Source organism: Polaribacter sp. HA6-7 (genome assembly GCF_055693625.1).
In genome coordinates this window covers 2,693,854-2,712,763 of the sequence record NZ_CM146338.1, presented here as the reverse complement: position 1 = coordinate 2,712,763, position 18,910 = coordinate 2,693,854, and the positions used below count along the sequence as shown (strand labels likewise).

Annotated in this window: 13 protein-coding genes and 7 pseudogenes; 7 read left to right on the top strand and 13 right to left on the bottom strand. The window is 29.9% G+C overall.

What is annotated here, in order from left to right; translation table 11 throughout:
* Positions 1–6: 6 nt before the first annotated feature.
* The 6 genes and pseudogenes from ACZ1HD_RS15160 (at position 7) to ACZ1HD_RS15135 (ending at position 4,364) form a co-directional block, all read left to right on the top strand.
* A pseudogene (locus tag ACZ1HD_RS15160) lies at positions 7–1,042 on the top strand (asparaginase).
* A 226-nt stretch (positions 1,043–1,268) separates the two neighbouring features.
* Positions 1,269–1,991: a MotA/TolQ/ExbB proton channel family protein gene (locus tag ACZ1HD_RS15155; RefSeq protein WP_472687916.1), complete on the top strand. Its 723-nt coding sequence runs from the start codon at positions 1,269–1,271 to the stop codon at positions 1,989–1,991.
* A gap of 11 nt (positions 1,992–2,002) precedes the next feature.
* The gene (locus ACZ1HD_RS15150) at positions 2,003–2,464 is read left to right on the top strand and encodes a hypothetical protein (protein WP_077810300.1); all 462 of its coding nucleotides are present in this window, start codon (positions 2,003–2,005) and stop codon (positions 2,462–2,464) included.
* A gap of 4 nt (positions 2,465–2,468) precedes the next feature.
* On the top strand, positions 2,469–3,092 hold the full coding sequence (locus ACZ1HD_RS15145; protein ID WP_079737448.1) for an ExbD/TolR family protein: 624 nt from the start codon (positions 2,469–2,471) through the stop codon (positions 3,090–3,092).
* Between the two features lie 18 nt (positions 3,093–3,110).
* Positions 3,111–3,576, top strand: a pseudogene (locus ACZ1HD_RS15140) (ExbD/TolR family protein).
* A gap of 110 nt (positions 3,577–3,686) precedes the next feature.
* The gene (locus ACZ1HD_RS15135) at positions 3,687–4,364 is read left to right on the top strand and encodes a porin family protein (RefSeq protein WP_472687915.1); all 678 of its coding nucleotides are present in this window, start codon (positions 3,687–3,689) and stop codon (positions 4,362–4,364) included.
* On the opposite strand, the gene ACZ1HD_RS15130 is transcribed toward ACZ1HD_RS15135, so the two are convergent.
* From ACZ1HD_RS15130 to rplM, 13 genes and pseudogenes are all read right to left on the bottom strand, one after another.
* Positions 4,359–4,496 carry a hypothetical protein gene (locus ACZ1HD_RS15130; protein WP_472687914.1) on the bottom strand — a complete coding sequence of 46 codons (138 nt, stop codon included), beginning with the start codon at positions 4,494–4,496 and terminating at the stop codon, positions 4,359–4,361. The genes ACZ1HD_RS15135 and ACZ1HD_RS15130 overlap by 6 nt on opposite strands.
* A gap of 35 nt (positions 4,497–4,531) precedes the next feature.
* Positions 4,532–4,960 (bottom strand): hypothetical protein, encoded by a 429-nt coding sequence (locus ACZ1HD_RS15125; RefSeq protein WP_472687913.1) that lies wholly within the window; start codon positions 4,958–4,960, stop codon positions 4,532–4,534.
* Positions 4,960–6,417 (bottom strand): RNA polymerase factor sigma-54, encoded by a 1,458-nt coding sequence (rpoN, locus tag ACZ1HD_RS15120; RefSeq protein ID WP_077810296.1) that lies wholly within the window; start codon positions 6,415–6,417, stop codon positions 4,960–4,962. The genes ACZ1HD_RS15125 and rpoN overlap by 1 nt, the downstream gene beginning before the upstream one ends.
* Complete coding sequence (locus ACZ1HD_RS15115; protein ID WP_472687912.1) at positions 6,417–6,806, bottom strand: hypothetical protein; 390 nt, start codon at positions 6,804–6,806, stop codon at positions 6,417–6,419. Before ACZ1HD_RS15115 ends, rpoN begins: the two co-directional genes overlap by 1 nt.
* Positions 6,775–7,953 carry a WG repeat-containing protein gene (locus tag ACZ1HD_RS15110; RefSeq protein WP_472687911.1) on the bottom strand — a complete coding sequence of 393 codons (1,179 nt, stop codon included), beginning with the start codon at positions 7,951–7,953 and terminating at the stop codon, positions 6,775–6,777. The genes ACZ1HD_RS15115 and ACZ1HD_RS15110 overlap by 32 nt, the downstream gene beginning before the upstream one ends.
* Positions 7,954–7,962: 9 nt before the next feature.
* A pseudogene (gene asnS, locus ACZ1HD_RS15105) lies at positions 7,963–9,396 on the bottom strand (asparagine--tRNA ligase).
* 194 nt (positions 9,397–9,590) lie between these two features.
* Positions 9,591–11,858 (bottom strand): annotated as a pseudogene (locus ACZ1HD_RS15100) (efflux RND transporter permease subunit).
* Positions 11,859–12,055: 197 nt separating this feature from the next.
* Positions 12,056–12,611 (bottom strand): annotated as a pseudogene (frr, locus tag ACZ1HD_RS15095) (ribosome recycling factor).
* A gap of 23 nt (positions 12,612–12,634) precedes the next feature.
* Positions 12,635–13,345 (bottom strand): UMP kinase, encoded by a 711-nt coding sequence (gene pyrH, locus ACZ1HD_RS15090; RefSeq protein WP_077810290.1) that lies wholly within the window; start codon positions 13,343–13,345, stop codon positions 12,635–12,637.
* A gap of 123 nt (positions 13,346–13,468) precedes the next feature.
* Positions 13,469–14,432 (bottom strand): annotated as a pseudogene (tsf, locus tag ACZ1HD_RS15085) (translation elongation factor Ts).
* 31 nt (positions 14,433–14,463) lie between these two features.
* Positions 14,464–15,177, bottom strand: a pseudogene (rpsB, locus tag ACZ1HD_RS15080) (30S ribosomal protein S2); the annotation flags it as partial.
* Positions 15,178–15,393: 216 nt separating this feature from the next.
* A complete protein-coding gene (rpsI, locus tag ACZ1HD_RS15075) occupies positions 15,394–15,780 on the bottom strand; it encodes a 30S ribosomal protein S9 (RefSeq protein ID WP_077810287.1) in 387 nt (128 codons plus the stop codon).
* Positions 15,780–16,235, bottom strand: a complete 456-nt coding sequence (gene rplM / locus ACZ1HD_RS15070) for a 50S ribosomal protein L13 (RefSeq protein ID WP_077811389.1) — start codon at positions 16,233–16,235, stop codon at positions 15,780–15,782. The genes rpsI and rplM overlap by 1 nt, the downstream gene beginning before the upstream one ends.
* Before the next feature lie 243 nt (positions 16,236–16,478).
* Between rplM and ACZ1HD_RS15065 the strand changes: the two genes are divergently transcribed.
* A complete protein-coding gene (locus tag ACZ1HD_RS15065; protein WP_472687910.1) occupies positions 16,479–18,872 on the top strand; it encodes a DUF5916 domain-containing protein in 2,394 nt (797 codons plus the stop codon).
* Positions 18,873–18,910 lie beyond the last annotated feature (38 nt).

Sequence of the window (18,910 nt, the reverse complement as noted above, 5' to 3'; positions counted from 1 at the left end):
GACAAAATGGCAAATAAACCTAAGATTTTAATTGTTTATACAGGTGGTACTATTGGTATGATAAAAGATTATAAAACAAATGCTTTAAAGGCTTTTGATTTTAGTCAGATTATAAATAAGATACCGAACTACAACAATTAAATTGTGAAATAGAAAGTATTTCGTTTAAAGAACCAATAGATTCTTCTAATATGAATACGGACTACTATGTAGATATTTTAAATATTATAGAATCTAATTACAATTTATACGATGGTTTTGTGGTTTTAACAGGTTCAGATACCATGTCTTATACATCATCTGCAATTAGTTTTATGATAGAGAATTTACAAAAACCTGTAATATTTACGGGTTCGCAATTACCTATCGGAGATTTAAGAACAGATGCCAAAGAAAATTTAATAACTACCATAGAAATTGCTGCTGCAAGAAAAAATGATAAACCTGTTATAAGTGAAGTTTGTTTGTATTTTGAATATAAACTATATAGAGCAAATAGAACAACAAAAATTAGTGCAGAACAATTTGAGGCTTTTGCTTCTATGAATTATCCGGCTTTAGCAGAAAGTGGAGTTCATTTAAATTTTAATGAGCATTTATTACCCGAAGTTTCTAATACGGATTCCAATTTAGTTATTCGAAAAAAATTAGTCACAGATGTAGTTATATTAAAACTTTTTCCTGGAATAACAGAGAGTGTAGTAAAGTCTATATTAACTATTAAAAACTTAAAAGGAGTTGTTTTAGAGTCTTATGGTGCTGGAAATGCGCCTAATAAACCATGGTTTTTAAATTTAATTGCTTCAGCAATACAAAGTGGTATAAAAATTGTAAATGTAACACAGTGCTCGGAGGTAGCGTTATTTTAGGACATTATGATACAAGTATTGGTTTAAAAGAATTAGGTGTAATTGGTGGATTAGACATCACAACAGAATCTGCAATTGCAAAGTTAATGTACTTATTAAGTGAAGATTTAACAGAAATCGAATTTAAAAAGTATTTTCAAAAATCTTTAAGAGGAGAAATTAGTTCGAAGTAATTTTAATGTTAAAAAAACCAATCTCTCGAAAAAAAGATTATTTTTACATAAAATAGATTGATTTTTTTTGAGGGACAACAATTTTTTTGTTACTTGCCACTCAATTAAAAATAAATTAGTTGTTAAATTCTTTCTCAAAAAAATTAAAAGGAAATAACAATTGTTTATTTGAAGTGAAAATTTATATATTTAACCCGTTAACTATTAAAAATTAATTATAACAGAGATGAAAAAAGTAGTAAATGTCCTATCTGTAACAGGATTCATGTTTTTTGGAGCTATTCAATCAACTTTTGCACAGGAAGCAGCAACAGAGTCAAAAACTTTTCACCAAATTCTAAAGGAAAACTTTATTGATGGTGGTCCAGGATTTATGGGAATTGTATTAGTTGCCTTAATCTTAGGTTTAGCTATCGCAATTGAAAGAATTATTTATTTAAACTTAGCAACTACAAATACTAAAAAATTAGTAGCAAATGTAGATGATGCTTTAAGTTACGGTGGTGTAGAAGCTGCAAAAGAGGTTTGTAGAAATACAAAAGGACCTGTTGCATCTATCTTTTACCAAGGTTTAGATAGAGTAGATGAAGGTGTAGATGCAGCTGAAAAAGCAGTTGTTTCTTACGGTGGAGTTCAAATGGGACTTTTAGAGAAAAACGTTTCTTGGATTTCTTTATTTATCGCATTAGCACCAATGTTAGGTTTCATGGGTACTGTAATTGGTATGATTGGAGCATTTAACGATATTGCTGTAGCAAATGATATTTCTCCAGCGGTAGTAGCAGGTGGTATTAAAGTAGCATTATTAACTACAGTATTTGGTTTAATTGTTGCTATTATATTACAAATCTTTTATAATTACATCGTATCTAAAATTGATGGAATTGTAAACAACATGGAAGATGCATCTATTCAATTAGTAGACTTATTAGTAAAATATAAAAAATAAAAACTAGTACAATGAAAAGCAATAAAATATTAAATATTATTATAGCTGTAGTTGCATTAGTAGGTGCTTTCCTTTTCATAAAAATATTTATGGAAGATAGTGAGGCAATTGAAACTGATGTTGATTTACAAAATAGTGTGGTAAGTCCTATTATTTATTATTCGACTTTCTTACTTATTGCAGCAGTAGTAATCGCAGTAGCACTTTCTCTATGGAGTTTAATTAGAAACCCGGAGAATTTAAAGAAAACATTAATGGGACTTGCAGTTCTTGGTGTTTTATTAGTAATCTCTTATTTCTTATCTGATTCTGAAGCAGTAATAAACGCAGCAGGAGGAATTAGTGAAGGAGGAGAAGCAGGTTCTGCAACCAATAAATGGGTAGGAGCTGGTATATGGTACAGTATAATATTAGGAGGTATAGCTTCTTTATTTTTCGTGTACGATTTAGTTAAAGGATTAATAAAATCATAAAATCATGGCAAGAAGAGAGAATCCAGAAATTAATGCAGGTTCTATGGCAGATATTGCCTTCTTGTTATTAATCTTCTTTTTAGTAACAACAACCATGAATGTAGATTCTGGTGTTTCTAAAAAGTTATCTGAAAAACCACCAGAGGATTACGTTCCGCCAGTTATTAAAGAAAAGAATATTTTCGAGGTTAACATTAATAGAGATAATGATCTTCTAGTAGAAGGAGACAGAATGGAAATTAAAGACCTTAAAGAAGCTGCAATGGCTTTTATTGATAACGGTGGTGGTGAAGGAAAAATCGACGAAGGAGTTAAAACAGGGCCTTGTACTTATTGTCAAGGAGAAAAAAGTGAATCTTCTTCAGATCATCCAAACAAAGCAATTATCTCGGTTCAGAGTGACAGAGGTACAGAATACGGTACTTATTTAAGAGTTCAAAACGAATTAATTAAGGCATATTCAGAGTTGCGTAACAGATTATCAAAAGAACGTTACGGTATACCTTTTCCAGAGTTAGAAGAGGCTTATAAAGATGACAGAAGTAATACAGAGTTAAAGAAAAAAGTTGAGGATATCAAAAAGAGTTATCCTGAAATTATTTCTGATGCTGAACCTACTTCAAATTAATTTTTAAAATACAACAATATGTCTAAATTCGGAAAAAGAAAAAGGAATGCCAGCAGTAAACACTGCAGCTTTACCAGACATCGTTTTTATGTTGTTGTTTTTCTTCATGGTAACTACTACAATGAGAGAAACTGATTTAAAAATAGAGAACCCAAGATTACCTAATGCAACAGAAGTAAAAAAACTAGAGCATAAGAGTCTTGTAAGTACAATTTATGTTGGTAAATCTAAGGATGCTGCTAGACATGGTACTGGTTTTAATAGAATTCAATTAAATGATAAAATTGCAACTGCAGATGATGTACCTGCTTTTATCATTAACGAGAGATCTAAAGTTTCTGAAGCAGAAGTGCCATTTATGACTACTTCTATTAAAGCAGATAAAGAATCTAGCGTAGGTACTATTATTGATATTAGATTAAAATTAAGAGATGTAAATGCTCTTAAAATTAGTTATTCAGCATCTCCTGGTGATGGGAACTAAATTTAATATATAAATTTTAAAAAAGGGTAATTCTTAGAATTACCCTTTTTTTGTTTTATATTTAATAAAATGTTTCAAAATAATATTAATCTGAATTCGTTAATTATTTTATGAAATTTCGTTTTTTACACATAATAATATTTCTAATTTCTTTTTCAATTTATAGTCAAAAGGATTCTTTAAATATTGGTGATTATTATGCTGATGATCAATTGTATTTATCTGTTCATTATAGCCAATTAAGTCAGCAACCTTCTGCTGTATCTAAAAGTAATTTTTCTTATTCTTTATCTACTGGTTTTATTAAAGATATTATATTAAACAAAGAAGGTACTTTTTCCTTTGCGGCTGGTATTGGTTATGGATATGACTATTTTAGTCATGAGTTAAAAGTAGATGAATTTAATAATGAAACTAGTTTTTCAACTGCATCAGACATAACTAATAATAAATTTAAAGTACATAATTTAGAATTTCCTTTAGAGGTAAGATGGAGAACGTCTACAGCTAAAAAATACAGTTTTTGGCGTATTTATACAGGTGTAAAATTTTTATATAACCTTTCTAATAAGTTTGATTATACGGCTTCTAATTCGAGTGAAATATCATACAAGAATGTAAGTAGTTTCAATAATCTACAATATGGCTTGACTTTTTCAGCAGGTTATGATGAATTCAATATAAACGTATTTTATGGCTTAACTCCGATATTTAAAAATGCATCAATTAATGAAGAAGCTATAAATACCAAAGTACTTAAATTTGGTTTGATTTTTTACTTATTATAATATATTATAAGTTATAAAAGTAGATATAAAGCCCATAAAGAACCCAATATAAACTTCTGAGGGTTTGTGTGCTTTTAAATATAATCTTGCATTAGCAACAATGCCAGCAATTAATATGTTAAGAATTATCACTAATGGAAAATTACTTGAATTATTAATATCTATAATTAAAAAAATGCAGTAGATATTCCTAAAGAAAGTAAATGGATACTTGTTTTAATTTTAAATACAAAAAAGACATATAACAGCATTAATGCACCACTTGTTGCATAAAATAATAAACTAATATCTCTCATCGCTCCAATATTTGCAATGGTATTTCCTAATAAATAGAATAAAACAATCATCATTGCTACTGGTAATTTTCTCTCTTTAATAGTGTGCGCATTGAAGGATTCTATCAGTTTTAATTTTTTAAATAAGATTAAAATTAATAGAGGCACTAAATAAGTCATTACAAAAATTAAACTTAGAAGTATTAGCTTTAAATTACTTGGGTAACTACTTGGTATAAGTATAAAATATAATAGAACACCAATGGTTGGTACCACGATAGGATGAAATATTACAGATATTATTTTGTAAAATTTTTCCACTAAATTTCTTTTCTCAATCGTGCTACAGGTAAATCTAATTGTTCTCTGTATTTTGCAACTGTTCTTCTTGCAATTGGATATCCTTTTTCTTTAAGAATTCCGGCAAGTTTTTCATCAGTGAGTGGTTTCTTTTTGTTTTCTTCAGCAATAACTGTTTCAAGAATTTTCTTAATTTCTTTAGTAGAAACATCTTCACCTTGATCGTTTTTCATTGATTCAGAAAAGAATTCTTTGATTAATTTTGTTCCGTAAGGTGTAGAAACATATTTACTATTTGCTACTCTAGAAACCGTAGAAACATCCATATCAATCTTATCAGCAATATCTTTTAAAATCATTGGTTTCAACTTACGCTCATCTCCTGTTAAGAAATATTCGTATTGATAATGCATTATTGTATTCATGGTTACCAACAACGTTTGTTGTCTTTGTCTAATAGCGTCTATAAACCATTTTGCAGCATCTAATTTTTGTTTTATAAAGTAGACTGCATCTTTTTGAGATTTAGACTTTACGGTAGATTCTTGATAACCTTTTAACATGTTGTTATACTCTCTTGAAACATGCAGTTCTGGAGCGTTTCTTGAGTTTAAAGTCAAATCCAACTCTCCGTCTATTAGTTTAATAGAAAAATCTGGTACTATTTGTTCTGCTATTTTATTATTACCAGCATAAGAACTACCAGGTTTAGGGTTTAATTTAGAAATCTCTTTATTAACTTCTTTTAATTCTTCTTCTGAAATATTAAATTTTTCTTGAAGTTTCTTGTAATGTTTTTTTACAAAATGATCAAAAGCATTTTCTAGTATTTCAATAGATAGACTTCTGTATTTTGTTTTATCTTTTGCTTTAAGTTGTATAATAAGACATTCTTTAAGGTCTCTTGCACCAACACCTAATGGGTCTAATTTATGAACTACTTTTTTTAAAACTTTTATTACCTTTTCTTCTGTAGTAAAAACGTTTGCGGTAAAAGCTAAATCATCTACAAGATCTATGATTTCTCTTCTTATATAACCGCTATCATCTATACTGCCAACTAAAAACTCTGCTATAGCGCGTTCTTCATCATCAAGACTAAAAGTATTCAGTTGATTTTTTAAAGATTGATGAAAGCTTGTACCAGCAGCATAAGGCACATTCTTATCTTCATCATCTGCAGAATAATTATTAGCTTGGGTTTTATAGTTTGGTATTTCGTCGTCGCTTAAATATTCGTCTATATTAATATCTTCTGCTTCAATTTTTTCTGTACCAGCATCATCATATTCATTAGATAAATCATCATCTAAACTATCTGAATTCTCTTTACCTGTATCTAACGCAGGATTCTCTTCAATTTCTTGTTTTAAGCGTTCTTCAAATGCTTGCGTAGGCAATTGAATTAACTTCATCAACTGAATTTGCTGAGGAGATAATTTTTGTAATAATTTATAATTTAGACTTTGTTTTAGCATTATTCTTCTTTTAATTTACCTGAAGAGTAGAAATAATTTTTGTTATTATATTTTATTTTATTGGTAGCAGAATTTATAGTAATTCTATCTTTAGAATCTTTTATTAGAGTTTTACCAGTTTTATGATCTAGTAAACTATAACTAGAATTTTTAACTAAGATAATCAATTTTACATTTCTATAATAGGTAACGATATCGTATTTAACATCAGCAATTAAATTTCCATCATAAATTAACCCTGCTTTTCCTTTTTTAGTGATTTTGTAAAGTTTTGTTGTAAGATTTTTACTGTTATTAAAATCTTTTACAGTTATTTTACCATTACTACTGAAGGCTGTATACTTTTTATTCTGCTCGTTATAACCGAGAGATAAAATTGTTGTAAACACGAACTCTATCATATTTTGTAGGTACAATTAATTTACCTGTATTTATATTGATTAGACCGTATTTATTGTCTTGTTTTGTCTTTAAATAAGTAGCATTACTTAAATAATAATCATTAAAATTGTATTTACTAACATCTGTATTTGTCTTAAACTTTATATTTCTGATAATTTTCTTATCCGAAGATGTTAAAAGATATTGTATTTTAGATAATTGATGAATTTCTTTGTAAACAGGTTTAATAAGATATTTGTCAAAATAAGAATCATAAACACCCCATAAATTATTTTCTTTAACTGTATATAAGTGGTAATTACTTTTGGTACTTACTTCATCAAATTTTATTGGAATAATAGCATGTTCATCAAGATCTATAACTCCTTTTTTATTGTTTTTAACTATCAAATATTCGTAATTTCTGTAACTACCAAACTTCTCTACTTCTTCATAATTATTTTTAAATAAATTTTTACCATCATTTGTTAGAATTGAAGGAACTCCGTTTTTTGTAACACTAAAATGTTTATTGCTAGAACTGTAATCTATTTTGTCGTATACAATTGGTAATAATACCTCTCCATTATCTTTATAAATTCCGTAGGCATCGTTTCTTTTAACCTTAATATTATCATCATAAACAGTTATCCTTTCAAAGTTTCCGTTTAAAACAGGTTTACCATTGTAGTCTACAATTTCATAGTTACTATAGCTTCTACCTAGTATAAAAAACTGTTTGTCTTTCTGAGAAGTTATGCTAGAAAATTCAAAAGGAATAATAATTTCTCCTTTTCTATCGATAACTCCATTTTTAGAATAATCTAAACTAGCAACTATTCTGTTTTTAGAAGAACTATATTTATTAATGCTTTTAAACATTGGTCTAACTAAAAGATTACCTTCATAATCTTGTAAACCATACAATTTGGTGCTATTGTTTTTTATAATATAGATTTCATTATCTATGTTACCTGTTAAAAAATGCTCTCCTTTTTTGTAAATATTTTTTACATTTCGTCTACTTCTACTGTAATTATTATCAGCTTCTGTAGATTCTATTACTGTTTCTTCAACTTCTACGACTTCTTGCGAAAAAGAGATGTTAGAAAAAAGTATACAAGTAATAAAGCTTAATATAAGTAAGTTCTTCATATATAATCTTTAAAATTCAGCGTTTTGTGGTGTTCTAGGAAACGGAATAACGTCTCTAATATTTCCCATTCCGGTTGTAAATTGAACTAGTCTTTCGAAACCTAATCCAAAACCAGAGTGAACAGCTGTACCAAACTTTCTTAAATCTAAATACCACCAAAGTTCTTTTTCATCAATGTTCATGGCTTTCATTTTTTCTACTAAAACATCATAACGTTCTTCACGCTGTGCACCACCAACCATTTCACCAATTCCAGGGAAAAGTACATCCATAGCTCTTACTGTTTTTCCGTCTTCATTTAAACGCATATAAAATGCTTTGATATTTGCAGGATAATCAAACAAAATCACTGGACATTTAAAGTGTTTTTCAACTAGATAACGTTCGTGTTCAGATTGTAAATCTGCGCCCCATTCATTAATTGGAAACTGAAATTTTTTCTTTTTATTAGGCTTAGAGTTTCTTAAAATATCGATTGCTTCTGTATAAGATACACGTTTAAAATTGTTATCGGCAACAAACTTTAATTTTTCTAATAAACTCATATCGCTTCTTTGCAATTGAGGTTTTGTTTTTTCTTCTTGTGTAAAACGTTGATCTAAAAAGGCTAAATCTTCTTTACAGTGTTCTAAAACATACGATAAAACAGATTTAATAAAATCTTCTGCAAGATCCATATTGCCATCCAAATCCATAAAAGCAACTTCGGTTCTATCATCCAAAATTCTGCTAAATGTCTTGTTGTGTTAGAGTTTTCTGCTCTAAAAGTTGGGCCAAACGTATACACCTTTCCTAAGGCCATTGCGTAGGTTTCTGCTTCTAATTGACCAGAAACTGTTAGATTGGTTTCTTTACCAAAAAAGTCTTTAGAATAATCGATCTTACCATCTTCTGTAACGGGTGCTTTGTTATCTTCAAAAGAAGTAACTCTAAACATTTCACCAGCACCTTCTGCATCAGAACCTGTAACAATTGGTGTGTTTACGTAATTAAAACCGTTGTCTTGAAAATATTTATGAACAGCAAAAGATAGTTTAGATCGAACTCTCATTACTGCACTAAACGTATTTGTTCTAACACGTAAATGTGCATTTTCTCTTAAAAATTCGAAACTATGTTTTTTAGGCTGAATAGGATATTCATCTCGGATTTGAGTCTCCAAGTATTTCAATTTCAGAAACCTGAATCTCTACTGATTGCCCTTTACCTTGGCTTTCTGCAATAACTCCTTTTATAGATATTGCTGCACCAGTTGTAATTCTTTTTAGTGTTTCTTCGGATGTGTTTTCAAAATCTATTACACACTGAATATTATTAATTGTTGAACCGTCATTTAAAGCAATAAAACGATTACTTCTAAAAGTTCTTACCCAACCTTTTATTGTTACCTCTTGTAAAACTTTACCAGATTCTAATAATTCTGCTACGTTATTATTCGTCATCATCTTAATATATATTGTATTCGAAAATTGTCTTTTACTAATAAAGCAAATATACTTTTTTTGAAGGATTAAGTACAATTATTAGTGTTGAGTTAATCTGATGATTGATTAAAAACTAAAGTTTTTTTCGGCGAAAAACAAAAAACCGAGACATTTCTAAATGTCTCGGTTTTATTATTTGATAAATAAATTTTTTATTCTTCGATTTTATCTTCCTTCGGAGGGAAAATTCTCATTTTAGGTTCTTTAAATACCTTTTTGTTTGCAATTTTCTTTTCAAAAGTAAGTAACAAAGAAGGTAGTAAAAGTAGGTTAGAAACCATGGCTAAAAGTAAGGTTACAGAAACCAAACCACCCAAAGCAATTGTGCCACCAAAACTAGAAAGTGTAAATACTAAAAAGCCAAAAAATAAAACTATAGAAGTGTAAAACATACTTACACCAGTTTCTTTTAATGCTGAATAAACAGAAGGTTTAATTTTCCATCTATTAGCGATCAATTCTTGTCTATATTTTGCTAAAAAATGAATGGTATCATCAACAGAAATACCAAAAGCAATACTAAATACTAAAATTGTAGATGGTTTTATAGGGATGTCTAAAAAGCCCATTAAACCTGCAGTAATTAATAAAGGAAGCATGTTTGGTATCAAAGAAATTAAGATCATTTGTGGTGATCTAAACATCCAAGCCATAAATATTGCAATTAATAAAATAGCTAATGACAAAGAAATTACTAAATTGTTAATTAAGTAATTAGTCCCTTTTATAAAAACCAAAGCCTTACCAGTTAAAGAAACTGTATACTTATCTTCCGGAAATTCTTTTGCTATAACTGCTTTTAATCGTTCTTGAATGATATCCATTTTATCGGTACCAATATCTTTCATAAAAGTTGTAATTCTTGCATATCTACCTGTAGAATCTACAAAGGTTTTAAGCATGCCAGCATCACTGTTAGAGTTTTTTGTGTAAGAAAAAATATAACTTTGTTCTTGATTTGTTGGTAACTGATAATATCTTGGATTTCCCTTATAATATGCCTGTTTAGAATATTTAACTAGGTTTACGACAGAAATTGGTTTCGATAATTCGGAAAAGTTTCAATGGTTTCATTTAATTCTTCCATCTTTTTTAAAGTTGAAAGTTTCATGACTCCTTTATCTTTTTTTGTATCAATCAAAATCTCTAAAGGCATGATACCACCAAACTCTTTTTCAAAAAAACGAATGTCTTTATAGAAATCCATTTTCTTAGGCATGTCTTCTATTAAGCTACCGAAACTCGAATTTTATAAACTCCAATTATACCTAAAACAATAACGATAACGGTTGCAAAATAAATAGTAATTCTTTGATTTTTCACCATTTTCTCCATCCAATTCACAACATTCTCAATCCATTTTCTTTCTAAATGGTTCAAGTGTTTTTTCTTTGGAAGTGGCATAAAACTATAGATGATAGGTATTATCAATAGAGCCAAAATAAAGATACTAATTATGTTTACAGAGGCTAGAATACCAAACTCTCTAAGTAAATTACTTTTTACAAAGACAAATGTTGCAAAACCGGAAGCCGTGGTAATATTTGTCATTAAAGTAGCGTTACCAATTTTAGAAATTACACGCTGTAAAGCTTTTGCTTGTTGACCGTGTTTTTTTATTTCCTGTTGATATTTGTTGATAAGAAAAACAGCATTTGGTACACCAATAACGATAATTAATGGCGGAATTAAAGCTGATAAAACAGTAATTTCATATCTGAACAATCCTATAAAACCAAAAGCCCAAATAACACCAATTAGAACTACTAGAAGTGTTATAAATGTTGCTCTAAAAGATCTAAAGAAAAAGAAAAATATTAATGCAGTAATACCTAATGCACCTACTACAAAAAGTAAAATTTCATCTTGAATATTTTGGGCATTTAAGGTTCTAATATATGGCATCCCGAAACCCTAACATCTAGATTGTTTTCTTTTTCAAATTTTTCTATGGCAGGAATTAAAACATCAAAAATAAAATCTCTTCTTTGAGGTGTGTTTATAATTTCCTTTTTAATATAAATTGCGGTTTGTAAAGTACCTGTTTCTTTGTTATAAAGTAGGTTGTCGTAAAAAGGAAGCTTTTCAAAAAGTTGTGTTTTTATTGCTTTAACCTCTTCTTTAGTGGTTGGATTTTTTTCGTATAGCGGTTCTAAGATAAACTTTCTCTTTTTTCTATCTGCTTTTAATTTTTGTACATCGGCAATAGATACTGTAAAATCTATTTCTTCTCTAGCATCAAATTGCTCTACTAATTTATTCCAAGCATTAAATTTTTCTGGTGTAAAAACGGTTGAATCTTTAACGCCTAAGATTACTAAATTACCTTCTTCACCAAAAATTTCTAAGAATTTATTATACTCTAGATTTGCAGCATGATCTTCCGGTAAAAGATTTGCTTCTGTATATGAGAACTTCATATACTTCATTTGAGATGCTAAAAAAGCTGTTATTAGTGCAATTATTAATAAAACCAAGTATCGGTTTCTTAATATTAAACCAGCTGCTTTTGTCCGAAATTCATTTAAAAAATTTTCTGCAAAGGTAACTAATTTGAAGTTGGGTTTTAACCAAAAAAAGGTGTTTTTATTAAAAACACCTTTTGAATTAACAGTTCTTAAACTGTCATAATTTCTTTTTCTTTGATTGCTAATTTTTCTTCTGTTATTTTAACGTAAGAATCTGTTAGCTTTTGTATATCTGCTTCAGATGCCTTTTTTAAATCATCTGAAATATCTGTTTTTTTGATATCGTTGTTTGCATCTTTTCTTGCATTTCTAATACCAATCTTAGCATTTTCTGCTTCTGCTTTAGCTTGTTTTGCTAAGTTTATTCTTCTTTCTTCTGTTAATGGTGGTACGTTAATCATTATTATGTCACCATTATTCATCGGGTTAAAACCTAAATTAGCAATCATAATTGCTTTTTCTATTGGTTGTAACATGTTTTTTTCCCAAGGTTGTATTGCAATAGTTCTAGGGTCTCGGTGTACTTACGTTTGCAACTTGCCCTAACGGAGTTTGAGAACCATAATAATCTACCATTACATTGCCTAACATTGCAGGTGTAGCTTTACCTGCTCTAATAGTTCTTAATTCTTTTTCTAAATGAGCAATTGCATTATTCATTGCTTCTTTAGTTGTGTCTAATATAAATTCAATTTCTTCGTTCATCTTTCTAAATTTAAAGATTTTTCTTATTGATTATCAACAATAGTACCAATTTTTTCACCTGAAACTAGTTTTAGTAAGTTTCCGTTGGTATTCATGTCAAATACAATTATTGGTAATTTATTTTCTTCACTTAATGTAAATGCTGTCATATCCATAACTTTTAAACCTTTCTCAATAACTTCTTTAAAAGTTATTGTGTCAAATTTAATAGCGTCTTTATTCTTTTCGGGATCTTCGTTATAAACACCGTCTACACGAGTTCCTTTTAAAATTGCATCTGCATCAATTTCGATTGCTCTTAAAACAGCGGCTGTATCTGTTGTAAAATATGGGTTACCTGTTCCTGCTCCAAAAATTACAACTCTACCTTTTTCTAAATGTCTAATTGCTCTTCTTTTAATATAAGGTTCTGCAATTTCTTTAATTTCTAGAGCTGTTTGTAGTCTTGTATAAACACCTTCGTCTTCTAAAGCACTTTGTAAAGCTAAACCATTAATACAAGTTGCTAACATACCCATATGGTCTCCTTGTACACGATCCATGCCATTTGCAGCACCAGCAACACCTCTAAAAATATTACCACCTCCAATAACAATTGCTACTTCGATACCTTTTGCTATAACTTCTTTAATTTCTTTAGCATATTCAGAAAGACGTTTTGGATCGATACCATATTGTCTTTCTCCCATTAATGCTTCGCCACTTAATTTTAAGAGTATTCTTTTATATTGCATAGTTTCTTTTAAGAGTTGCGCAAAATTACGTTTTTTTTGATTTTCTTTTTTTGAAAATAAAAAAACCTCGTTATCAAATATTTGATAACGAGGTTAGGAAAAATATGTTTTTTAGAATAGTAATTATCCTAAAGTAACTCTTTTAAAAGTAGATACTTCTACATCACCAAACGTTTTAACGTATTGTGCAACAGTCTTCTTTTCATCTTTAATAAAAGATTGGTCTAAAAGACATTGTTCTGTATCTAAAGTAGTGTTGTCAGAAATAAATCTTTCCATTTTACCTGGTAAAATTCTATCCCGATTTGTTCGGTTTTCCTTCTGCTTTTAATTCTGCTTTTGCATCTTCTTCAGCTTTAGCTAAAACTTCATCAGATAATTGAGACATAGAAATAAATTGAGGAACATTTTTTAAAGTTTTTCCTAATCTACCTAACTCGATATTATCTTTTTCGATTACTGCAATTCTAGCTTCAGTTTCTGCAGCTACATAAGCAGGGTCTAAATCTTTGTAAGATAAAGTTGTTGCTCCCATAGATGCAATTTGCATTGCAAGATCTTTAGATAAAGTTTCTGCGTTATCTACAACAGCAGATAAACCAACTAAAGCAGCAATTTTACCAATGTGAGTATAAGCACCAACATAAGCTGCTTCTACTTTTTCGAAAGCAGTTATTTCTAACTTCTCTCCAATAACACCAGTTTGCTCAACTAATTTATCAGCAACAGTCATTCCACCAAAATCAGCAGCTAAGAAAGATTCTTTGTCTGCGTAATTTAAAGCGATGTCTGCAAATTGACCACCTAAAGCTACAAAAGATTCGTTTTTACCAACAAAATCAGTTTCACAAGCTAATACGATTGCTACACCTTCTGTTTTAGAGTCATTAATTCTAGTTACTGCAACTCCTTCTGTAGATTCTCTATCAGCTCTTTTAGCAGCAATTTTTTGACCTTTTTTACGTAAAATGTTTATTGCTTCGTCAAAGTTTCCTTCTGCTTCTACTAATGCCTTTTTACAGTCCATCATACCAGCTCCAGTTGCTTCTCTTAATTTTTTAACGTCAGCAGCACTTACTTTTACCATGTCACTTTTTTTATTTAGAAACTTAAGGTTTCTAATTAGTTATTAAATTATTTTTTTCTTCTGTAGCAGCTTCTGCTTTTTTAGGAGCTTCTGCTTTTGCTTCTTTTACTTTTTCTTTATCTGCTTTTCTATCAGATAAACCTTCTGCAACTGCATCAGTAACAAAAGATAATACTTTGTCTATAGACTTAGAAGCATCATCGTTTGCAGGAATTACGTAGTCTACTTGTCTTGGATCAGAGTTTGTATCTACCATTGCAAAAATTGGAATGTTTAATTTTTGAGCTTCTGCTACAGCAATGTGCTCTTTTTTGATGTCTACTACAAATAATGCACCAGGTAAACGAGTCATATCAGAGATAGAACCTAAATTCTTTTCTAATTTTTCTCTTTGACGATTAATTTGTAATTTTTCTCTTTTAGATAATGCATCAAAAGAACCATCTGTCTTCATTCTATCAATCTGAGCCATTTTCTTAACAGCTTTTCTAATAGTAACAAAGTTAGTTAACATTCCCCAGGCCATCTTTCTGTAATATAAGGCATGCTTACAGATTTTGCTTTTTCTGCAACAATATCTTTAGCTTGCTTTTTTGTAGCAACAAATAAAATTTTACGTCCAGAGTTAGCGATCTTTTTTAAAGCTTCTGAAGTTTCTTCTATTTTAGCTGCTGTTTTATACAAATCGATGATGTGAACACCATTTCTTTCTGTATAAATATAAGGAGCCATGTTTGGGTTCCATTTTCTAGTAAGGTGTCCGAAGTGTACACCACTATCTAATAATTCTTGAATGTTTACGTTTGCCATTTTATAAATGTGTTTACTTTCTGTTTTGAAATCAATATATAAGTAGTCTTACGAGTCTTATATATTTAGATACTAAACTGTTTAATATTAATTGTTTGTAATAATAACAGTTCTCGATAAAATATAGTGCAAAATAAATTTTGCAAATATATTAACGTTTCGAGAATTGGAATTTTTTACGTGCTTTCTTCTGACCAAATTTCTTACGTTCAACCATTCTTGGGTCACGCGTTAATAATCCTTCTGGTTTTAAGACAGCTCTATGGTCTGCATCAATAGAAACTAAAGCTCTAGTGATTGCTAAACGAATAGCTTCTGCTTGTCCTGTAATACCACCACCATATACGTTAACCTTAATATCGTAAGATTCTAAGTTTTCTGTTAACATTAAAGGTTGTTGTACTTTGTACTGTAAAGTACCAGTAGTAAAATAACTTTTATAGTCTTTCTTGTTTACAGTAATGTTACCTTTACCTTCTGTAAGATAAATACGAGCAACAGCTGTTTTTCTTCTACCTATTTTGTGAACTGTATCCATTATTTAAGATCGTTTAGGTTAATAGCTTTAGGTTCTTGACCTGCTTGTTTGTGCTCTGTACCTGCATATACATACAAGTTTCTGTATAAAGCGCTTCCCAAAGTATTTTTTGGTAACATCCCTTTAACTGCTTTTTCGATTAATCTTGTAGGATCTTTCTCAAACATTTCTGTTGCAGTTAACGATCTTTGTCCTCCTGGGTAACCTGTGTGACGAATGTAAGATTTGTCTCTCCACTTGTTTCCAGTAAGGTTAATTTTTTCTGCGTTGATAATAACCACGTTGTCTCCACAATCTACGTGAGGAGTAAAGTTTGGCTTGTATTTACCTCTAATTAGCTTAGCTACTTTAGAAGCTAGACGACCCAACGTTTGCCCGTCCGCATCAACTAAAACCCACTCCTTGTTTACGGTAGCGCTGTTTGCTGATACTGTTTTGTAACTTAATGTGTTCATAATTACACTATTAGTTTTTGTCAATTATTAATAATTTTCATTTTCCTTAAAAAAGGAGTGCAAATGTAATGCTATTTATTTAATTGACAAATAGAGTTTTAGATTATTTTTTTCGAGACTAATTTACTGTTTTTAAAGTTTTTAAAATTAACAGAATCTTAAGAAAACTTTACCATATTAGTAAGGTACTTTTGCAAAATCAAAAAAACAGTCTTTTTTGATGAAAAATCAACCCAAAATTACATGAAGTTTTTAATTACATTATTAACTGTTTTTTCTGCATTTTGCCTTTATGCACAAGAAGCCTCTCAAACTAAAGTACCTAAGAGAATTTATACTACAAAAAAACTAAAAAAAGTACCTATTATAGATGGCGATGTTTCTGATGATGCATGGAATGTAGTAGAATGGTCTTCTGATTTTGTAGAAAAATCTCCGGATGAAGGCACTCCGCCTGCGCACCAAACAATGTTTAAAGTTATGTATGATGCAAAGTATTTATACATCGCATTAAGAGCTTTAGATGCTAATCCAGAATTAATTCAACAAAGATTAAGTAGAAGAGATGGTTTTGCAGGAGATAGAATAAATGTAATTATAGATAGTTATCACGATAAAAGAACCGCTTTTGTTTTTACTACAACTGCTGCAGGAGTAAAAGGTGAAGAGATTGCTACAGGTAACGGTGATAATTTTGATGAAAGTTGGAACCCTATTTGGTATACAGATGCACAAGTAGATGATAAAGGATGGACCGCAGAAATGAAGATTCCATTTAGTCAATTACGTTTTGGTAATGCTAAAGAACAAATGCAGGGTTTTAATGTTAATAGAACTATTTTTAGGTTACAAGAAAGGTCTTTATGGCAAAGAATACCTAATGATCAAGCTGGTTTTATTAGTGAGGCCGGAGAATTACATGGTTTAATCGATTTGGTGTCTCAAAAACAACTAGAGGTACAGCCGTTTACTGTTATGCAATATGATAATTATCCTGCAGAACCAAATAACCCTTACAGAGATGGAAGTGATTTTAAATTAAATGCAGGTTTAGATGCTAAAATCGGAATTACAAACGATTTAACTTTAGATCTTACTATTAATCCTGATTTTGGACAAGTAGAAGCAGACCCTGGAGCTATTGCTTTAGACGGATTTCAAATATTTTTTAGAGAACAAAGACCCTTTTTTGTAGAGAATAAAAATATTTTTGACTTTAGATTTGCAAATGGTAGAGACAATCTTTTTTACAGCAGAAGAATTGGTAGAAATCCTCATAGAGGTGCCAATTTGCAAGCGGGAGAATTTGCAGATGTTCCGCAAAATTCAACAATTTTAGGAGCAGCTAAGTTTTCCGGTAAAACACAAAATGGATGGTCTATTGGTGTTTTAGAGAGTGTTACTGCTAATGAATTTGCAGAAATAAGACAAGTAGATGGTAGTACTAGAGAAGAAATAGTAGAGCCTTTAACAAATTACTTCGTTACAAGAGTTCAGAAAGATTTTAATGAAAGAAATTCTTACATCGGTGGTATTGCAACGGCTACAAATAGAAATTTAGATGGTAATTTTAATGAGTTGCATAAATCTGCCTATACAGCAGGTGTAGATTTTAGACACACTTGGCAAGATAGGGAGTTCTATGTAGAAGGAAATAGTATTTTAAGTCGTGTTAACGGTAGTAAAGAAGCAATTTCTAATACACAACAATCAATTGCTAGATTATTTCAAAGAGTTGATGCAGATTATATTAATTTAGATGAAAATAGAACTTCTTTAACAGGTACAGGTGGTAGAGTAGAGGCAGGTAAGCAAGGTGGTGGTAATTGGCGTTATAATGCTGGTTTTGTATGGCGTTCTCCGGAATTAGAATTGAATGATGTTGGCTTTTTAAGACAAACCGATGAGATGATTCAATTTACAGAAGCAAGATATTTATGGCAAGTTCCTACTGACATTTATAGAAATATGAATTTACGTTTAGAGCAATCTACAAGTTACGATTTTGGAGGTAATTTAAATCGATTTAGATATGAATTACAAGGAGACATCAGTTGGATAAACAATTGGTCTACAAGCGGTGGATTTGGATCTAGTAGTAAGATCCATAGAAATGCTTTTTTAAGAGGTGGTCCGCGTTGGCGTGCTGCAGATGATATTTTTTATTATGCTTCAATAAATTCTGATAGAAGTAAGAAATTTAGTTTTAGAGTTAGTTACCTTAAAGTTAAAAGTGAAGAAGATGTTTTTAATAGAAATAGGTATACATTTAGAATTAATTATCAACCTTTTGATTCTTTTAGCATGTCTTTAGATAATTCTTTAAGTAAAACACAAGATAGAACACAATATGTTACTACTGCAGATTTTGGTAATTTAAAACGATACATTTTAGGTAATATTAAAAATGATACTTGGTCTTCTACTTTGCGATTAAATTATAGTTTAAATCCTAATTTTTCTGTTCAATTTTATGGACAACCTTATATTTCTAGAGGTAGATATTCTAACTTTAATTATGTAAATAATTCTGTAGCAAGTTCTATTAACGATCGTGTAAATTTTTATACTGAGAATCAAATATCTAAAACCACAACAAATTCGGCAGCAGCATTTATACTATTGATGAAAACTTAGATAATGACACGTATTCGTTTTCGAATCCAGATTTTTCA